Source organism: Pseudoalteromonas sp. G5_S1_54_S4 (genome assembly GCF_054968565.1).
Genome location: NZ_JBQKUL010000035.1, coordinates 41,649 through 47,767, shown reverse-complemented (window position 1 = coordinate 47,767; position 6,119 = coordinate 41,649). Strand labels below are relative to the sequence as shown.

Sequence of the window (6,119 nt, the reverse complement as noted above, 5' to 3'; positions counted from 1 at the left end):
TTTTAGGGCGCTTAGCCATTAGAGGGCAGTGGTTGCTATTTGAGCTGACAGAGTTGTATAAAAAGGATGCTTCGAAAAACTTTGAGAGTGAAGAAATTGAGTTACTTAAAGATAAATTAAGTAAAGTAAAAAGAGCAATAAATCTCCTAGTTGTTAACAACCCTTTGTTGTTTACACCCTATAAAGATGATCAGACGATAGACTTAGTACTAGCGCTTCATCTTTTATACCAAAGTAGCGACGATGATAACTTTGTAAAAAGTTGGTTGGACGCCATAATTTATCGAGTTACTTTTTCTTATGAGTCTAATGGCATGTATCCTACAACTCTGGACTCATATGGACAATTACTAGGACATTACAACAAAGAAAAAACGGATATTCTTTATAAAGAGTCGATGACTAAAGCGAGTATTCTTTATCCAGCTATAACCTTGTTTTGTGAACTATATGAAATGAAGGACTTAGCTGAGGTATTAGAAGATTTTTGCAATAAAAATTTGAAGCATTGTACTCTTCAATATTGGTACCCAAATGAAATATCAGAAGATTATTTATTTTCAGGAGCTAATCAACATGGAATCACAACGACTAACTTTCCAATAAATGGCAAGGCTGCTAGAGAGCATGTTGAGGAAGAGTGTAAACATTCTAATTTTTTTTGGGAGCTATCGGCGGTAAAGCAAGGGTATATGCCATTGGTTTTAGTGGCTTGTCGATTTTATCGTTATCCAATGCCATTTAATTTGCTATTTCCAGAACAAAAATAAATCTAAAGAGGGCTGTTCATCTTTCGATAAACACTTGGAAGAATTTTATTCAGGCTCTTCTATGTGAAGTACGCAGCGCCTCTGTGGTAAAAATCAGCCCCTACACACTTTCACCCCATCTCCAGCATGCTTCAGCGCAATAATCTGCCCTTTGCCGTTATGTGCCATAGCGAGCATGTCGCCGGTATTTATATTACTTTCTACTGCGTGCCTTCCCTTTAAATCACTGAGCAGTGACTGCTTAATTTGTACCAGTACCTCGTCATTGCAGCTGGCTATGTACCAGTCGTTGTCGACCTTTACGAGCGTGCCGTATTCTATGTGGTGTTGTTGATAGCGGCGTAAGTCGTTTGCTAGTTGGGTGTCGAGCGCGCGTTTTTGTTGCGTTATGGTGCTTGCGTAGCTACCTGTTTGATCTATTTCATGCGTTGTTATAAACGAGTAGTCGTGTATGTCTATGGTGTTTAATACGGTTTTAGGGGCAGTATTTATCACGTTGTTACTGTCGAGCACTATAAAAGCCAGTAAGCCCAATGCGCAGGTAAGGCTTGTGAGTTGCAGGGCAAAGCCAAGCTTTTTAGGTTGTTTTTGGATTACGCTATGTTTTAGCGCCTGTTGCTGAGCGTGCGAAAGTCTGGTGCGTGCTTTACACTCGTTATAATGTTGTGTGAGCTTTTCATCAAACTGCTCATCAGGCTTATTCATTACAGTCTCCTAATAATTGTTTTAGGTTTTGTTTGGCGTAGCGTAGCCTTGTTTTTATGGTTTGGGCGTTGCTTTGCGTTATAAGTTCTATATCGGCAAGGCTAAAGCCTTCTTGTTGTAAGGTGATGGCTTCGCGCTGCACAAAGCTAAGTTGCTTGAGCGCAGCATTAAACGCTTCATAACTTATGTGTGTGTCGCCTATGTGTGAGTCACTACTTGTTAATTCACTTTGATTGTTATTTTGCGCAGGAAGTTGGCTGTTTTCGTCAAGCTCGACAAAGTGTTGCTGTTTGCGGTATTCGTCTATTAGGGTGTTGCGTGCGAGTTTAAATAACCAGGCTTTAGGTGTGGTTTGCGCTTGGTAAAGGTGGCGCTTTTCAATAACCTTTAGCCATGTTTGTTGGCTTACGTCGTATGCTAAATGTGTATTAGACTGGGTAACTAGGTAGTGATATAAATCGTTACTGTATAAGGCAATAAGCTGCTCTAAGTGGCGGTTGTCGCCACTTTTTGCATACCGCGCCATGCAGTCTTTGCTTGGCGCTTCAAATAACCATGACTTAATACTCAATAGCATAGGCGCTTATTCCTTTACTGCGAACTGTCTAATTTAAAATCAAGCTGTACGGTTTGACCTGTTTGTAATTGTGCCACACCTTCAATTACTTTTGGACGATATTTCCAGCGCTTAATGGCGCGAAGCGCTTCGCGATCAAATATGCGTTTTGGCTCGGAATTTACTACCGTGGCATCAATCACTTCACCTGTGGGTGAAATATTAAAGCTAAGTTGTACCCAGCCTTCTATACCATCACGTGCTGTGCTAGTTGGGTATTTAGGATTTATACGTACAATGGGTGAAGCATCTCCCGTAGGGCGGGTAAGTGTTTGCTTCATACCGTCACCAAATCCGTCAATTACTATGGGTGGTGCTGTGCTTATTGCTGTTATTGGCTCATTACTAGGTGTTACACGTGGTGGTGCTTTAGGCGGCACTTTAGGTGTGGGTGGTGGCGGTATTCTTTTAATATGCGTGGTTTGTTTATCTTCTGGTGCTTGAAAAATCTCAACAGTAATATCATCACCCAATTTGATAGGCGCTCTTTGCTCGCCACTAATTAAGTATTGCATAAAGGCAAATGCGATAAAGGTCATCGCAGCACCGCCAATAACAGCTGTTGATGTTTTGAACATGGGGTTTTTAGGGAATTCAAGTGTGTGCATAAGCCGCTCCAAATTAACTTATTATGTTGTTTCAGAGCTATAACGGCTGGCAAATAGAAAAGGGGTTAAATCGTTTTAAAATTTTATTAAAAATACAGGGGTAGTATTTTACCTATATAAAAGGTCTCTTGATTTTTTTATTTTGGGTTGGCTAAAAAGAATGTAGTTATTTTAAGTTTTGCCTGTTATTTTCTATTTTCTATTTTATTTACTCTAGGTAGATGAAATTTAGAGCTTTAAGTTGCTTCCCTGCTGTTGTTAGATTTTGCTTCTCAGTAGTGGCGGTGGCAACATTCAGGCATGCTCATTAAAAAGGATTTTATAAATGAAAAAAGCAATATTCGTTTTTTTATTATTTGTTAGTGCGTGTTCATATTTCGAAAGTGAAACAGAGCAAGCTAATCGTTTATCCAAAACACACCAAGTAGACATTCAAGCTGGTGAACCCCATTTATTTTTCCCTGAACAATTTGCAGTTAGTGATGGAGAGCCTCCAATTCTTGAAATGGAAATGACTACGCTTGCAGATGCTTCTGAGTCACTCGATGGTATTGAGGCCGCATTAACGACCTATCCTCCAGGGTTTGTTGCTGAAGCAATTGACGCTATTTACCTTTCTGGACCTATGCTTATAGAGGGGGCTGCTGCTGGAGGAACCTATTCAAGTAATTCCATAATTCTAGTTAATCTCTCAGGATGGAATGGCACGAATTTTAATTTCGAAAATTCGTTGAAAGGGGTTCATCATGAATTAAGCTCGTTAGTTTATATACGTTCACCTTTCGTTATATTTGCATGGCAAGCTTTGCTGCCAAAAGACTGGAAACCCGCAGCATCTAATTTTGACGCGCTTACAAAGTATAAATCTGCACCCGATTATAACGCAGGCTTTTTGTCTGATTATGGTAAAACCTCTGTCGGAAACGACTTTAATATTTATGCTGAATTTGCCTTTGCTGAACCTGAAAAACTGCGGGAACTTGCCGCTACCTATCCAATAATAGCTAAAAAGCTAAGTTTGTTTATTACCGCGTATACGCAGTTCTCGGCTAAATATCAGCAAGACTTTGAAGATTATTTTGCGAGAACGGGTTTAAGTGATGTTGCTGTACAGCCTGATAATTTTGAAATGACTATCCATTTAGATTTAAGCGATCTTAAGCCACAGATAAGCCAATGAGGTTTTTCTTTTTGAGCTGTTATCTCTGCTTAGCATTATGCTAGAATCGGGCTTATCATATAATAAATAAGGATATTTTTGTGGATATTATCATTGGTCAAAATGTGCTGAAGAAAAAAGCGCAGCTAACTCAACTTTCTGAGCGCGCTATTGGGCGAGCTTTTAAAGAGCAAGCCGCTTTGGCAATCCAAATGACACAGTGCAGTGCTGCGGTTTATCGCCGCTTACAACGCACCTATAAATCTACTGTAACTCCTAGGGATCAAAAGCGTGTTAAAGCCGGTGGCTTAACGACACAATCAGTTGTTTTTTCTACCAGCAATAATAGTCAAAAATCTTTTAATAGCTTACTTCCAGCTATGCGTGGCGGCGCTTCAGCGCCTGGTAGTGTTGCAAAAACATCTAACGATGTTGCTATTGCTTCAAATCAGCCCCAAGCAATTAATCTATTAGCTTTATTACACCCAGTGATAAACGAAGATATTATGAAAACAGGTAATAGTGTTGAGAAAGCGGCAACTATTTTAGGCCTTGTTACTACAACAGTTGGTTTTGCTGTTCCTGGTGGCAGCGTTGCTTCTTCAATTGTGAGCTGGGTAGGTAGTGGTGCTACTTATTCAGGGTTTACTATGTCGAGAATTCGCCCTGATGCTCCTGATCGTGCGTATCATCAACTAACAAACTATATTACTTGCTTGGCTGCATGGAATAAAAAGGCATGTGAGTTAATTGATATTGCAGATCCAAATGGCAAGTGGACTTTTCGAGATATTGAAACAGGGTTTGCTTAAAATCTAAAACAATTAAGGGAGTATAATGACTCCCTTAATTGATGTTTGCTTAGCGTTTTTTTTAAAACACTTAAAAGCAGTAAAAATTAATTTTTCACGTCATCTTCGTGAAGATCTTTAAACAGCTCCCCTTGGGGATGTTCAAAAAACTCATCATCTATTTCTTCGTCATCCACAACCAACATTTGATCTTGTGCGGTAGTTTCTTCAATACGGGGATCCATAGTGGCAGCCAGTGGCGAGTTAGTTACATCGGAAGTACCCACCACATAATCACTGGGTTCAGGCTGCTCTACTTTTTGTTTAGAATTAATAAACGTGAGTAATAAATACATGGTTACGGTTAATAGCGAAATAGACGCATACAATGCTTGGTGACCAAAGTAGCTCATGATCTGTGCGTTAACTGTTGAGCCTATTGCCGCACCGGCGCCAAAAGCAACCAATAACGCTGATGACACGCCCACGCGCTCTTCGTCTTCAACTCGCGAATTGGCCAATGCCGAACAAAGCGGATATAAAGTAAAGGCAAACAAACCAAATATAAAGGTCAGTATGTAAGCAATTAACTGTGAGCTTGGTAATAAAAACAATGCCAAACTCACAATGCCTATAGCTATGGCATTAGTACGAATTAATAAACTACGGCGAATACGATCAGAGAGCATGCCCATTGGCCACTGTGCTAGCAGGCCGGCTAAAATAGTTAGCGACATAAAAATAGCAATTTCAGCAGCGTTAAAGCCTGATAATTTGGCAAAAATAGGTGCTAGACCATAAAAGCTACCATTAATAATGCCTGCAAAGTGGACCGCGGTAAGCGATTGTGGCACTTTTTTAGCGTAATCAAATAGGCTCATTTTTATCGGTTTTAAGGGTTTTGGGTGAATTCTACGGGTGATAGAAATAGGAATAATGCCGATAGCCAATGCCATGCACACTAAAAATAGCGGCGCATAACCTAGCTCAGGAAATTGTGCGAGCGCTAATTGCCCTAAAATCATGCCCAAGTATGAAGTGATCATATAAAACGAGAATACCCGACCTCGGGATTCGGGGGCTGACTGTTCATTCAGCCAGCTTTCTAGCACCATGTAATTACACATCATACCTAAGCCAACAAAAAGCCTAAGGCCTAACCATATATAAAGATTATCACTCACCCCGTGAGCAGCCACACAGGCAGTAACCGCCGCAGTACTTGCTGCAAAGGTTCTGATGTGACCCACCGATTTAATAAGATGATACCCAAGTTTTGAACCCAGTAATAAGCCAAGGTAATAACACGAGGTCATTAAGCCTATCCAAAACGTAGACGTGCCTTGTTTACCTAAATAAAGCGCTAAATAGGTAGTAAGTAAACCGGTACCAATAATTAAAAATAAATTGGCAAAGTACAGTGACGGAAATGATTTCATTAAAATGCAAATTATGAGCTAAGACAACTAG

General features: G+C 40.1%; 7 protein-coding genes. 3 read left to right on the top strand and 4 right to left on the bottom strand.

What is annotated here, in order from left to right:
- The coding region (locus tag ACTRWE_RS13540) for a hypothetical protein (protein WP_462880141.1) at nt 1–770 on the top strand (770 nt) is incomplete at its 5' end.
- Nucleotides 771–863: 93 nt separating this feature from the next.
- On the opposite strand, the gene ACTRWE_RS13535 is transcribed toward ACTRWE_RS13540, so the two are convergent.
- From ACTRWE_RS13535 to ACTRWE_RS13525, 3 genes are read right to left on the bottom strand one after another with little or no spacing between them, the layout of a single operon-like run.
- Nucleotides 864–1,475 carry a hypothetical protein gene (locus ACTRWE_RS13535; RefSeq protein ID WP_462880140.1) on the bottom strand — a complete coding sequence of 204 codons (612 nt, stop codon included), beginning with the start codon at nt 1,473–1,475 and terminating at the stop codon, nt 864–866.
- A complete protein-coding gene (locus tag ACTRWE_RS13530) occupies nt 1,468–2,052 on the bottom strand; it encodes a sigma-70 family RNA polymerase sigma factor (RefSeq protein ID WP_462880139.1) in 585 nt (194 codons plus the stop codon). Before ACTRWE_RS13530 ends, ACTRWE_RS13535 begins: the two co-directional genes overlap by 8 nt.
- Before the next feature lie 14 nt (nt 2,053–2,066).
- Nucleotides 2,067–2,699 carry an energy transducer TonB gene (locus tag ACTRWE_RS13525; protein ID WP_462880138.1) on the bottom strand — a complete coding sequence of 211 codons (633 nt, stop codon included), beginning with the start codon at nt 2,697–2,699 and terminating at the stop codon, nt 2,067–2,069.
- 325 nt (nt 2,700–3,024) lie between these two features.
- Here ACTRWE_RS13525 and ACTRWE_RS13520 point away from each other — a divergent pair, with 325 nt between their 5' ends.
- Nucleotides 3,025–3,879 (top strand): hypothetical protein, encoded by an 855-nt coding sequence (locus ACTRWE_RS13520; RefSeq protein ID WP_462880137.1) that lies wholly within the window; start codon nt 3,025–3,027, stop codon nt 3,877–3,879.
- An 80-nt stretch (nt 3,880–3,959) separates the two neighbouring features.
- Nucleotides 3,960–4,670: a hypothetical protein gene (locus ACTRWE_RS13515; RefSeq protein ID WP_010387555.1), complete on the top strand. Its 711-nt coding sequence runs from the start codon at nt 3,960–3,962 to the stop codon at nt 4,668–4,670.
- 86 nt (nt 4,671–4,756) lie between these two features.
- On the opposite strand, the gene ACTRWE_RS13510 is transcribed toward ACTRWE_RS13515, so the two are convergent.
- The gene (locus ACTRWE_RS13510; protein ID WP_016900508.1) at nt 4,757–6,088 is read right to left on the bottom strand and encodes an MFS transporter; all 1,332 of its coding nucleotides are present in this window, start codon (nt 6,086–6,088) and stop codon (nt 4,757–4,759) included.
- Nucleotides 6,089–6,119 lie beyond the last annotated feature (31 nt).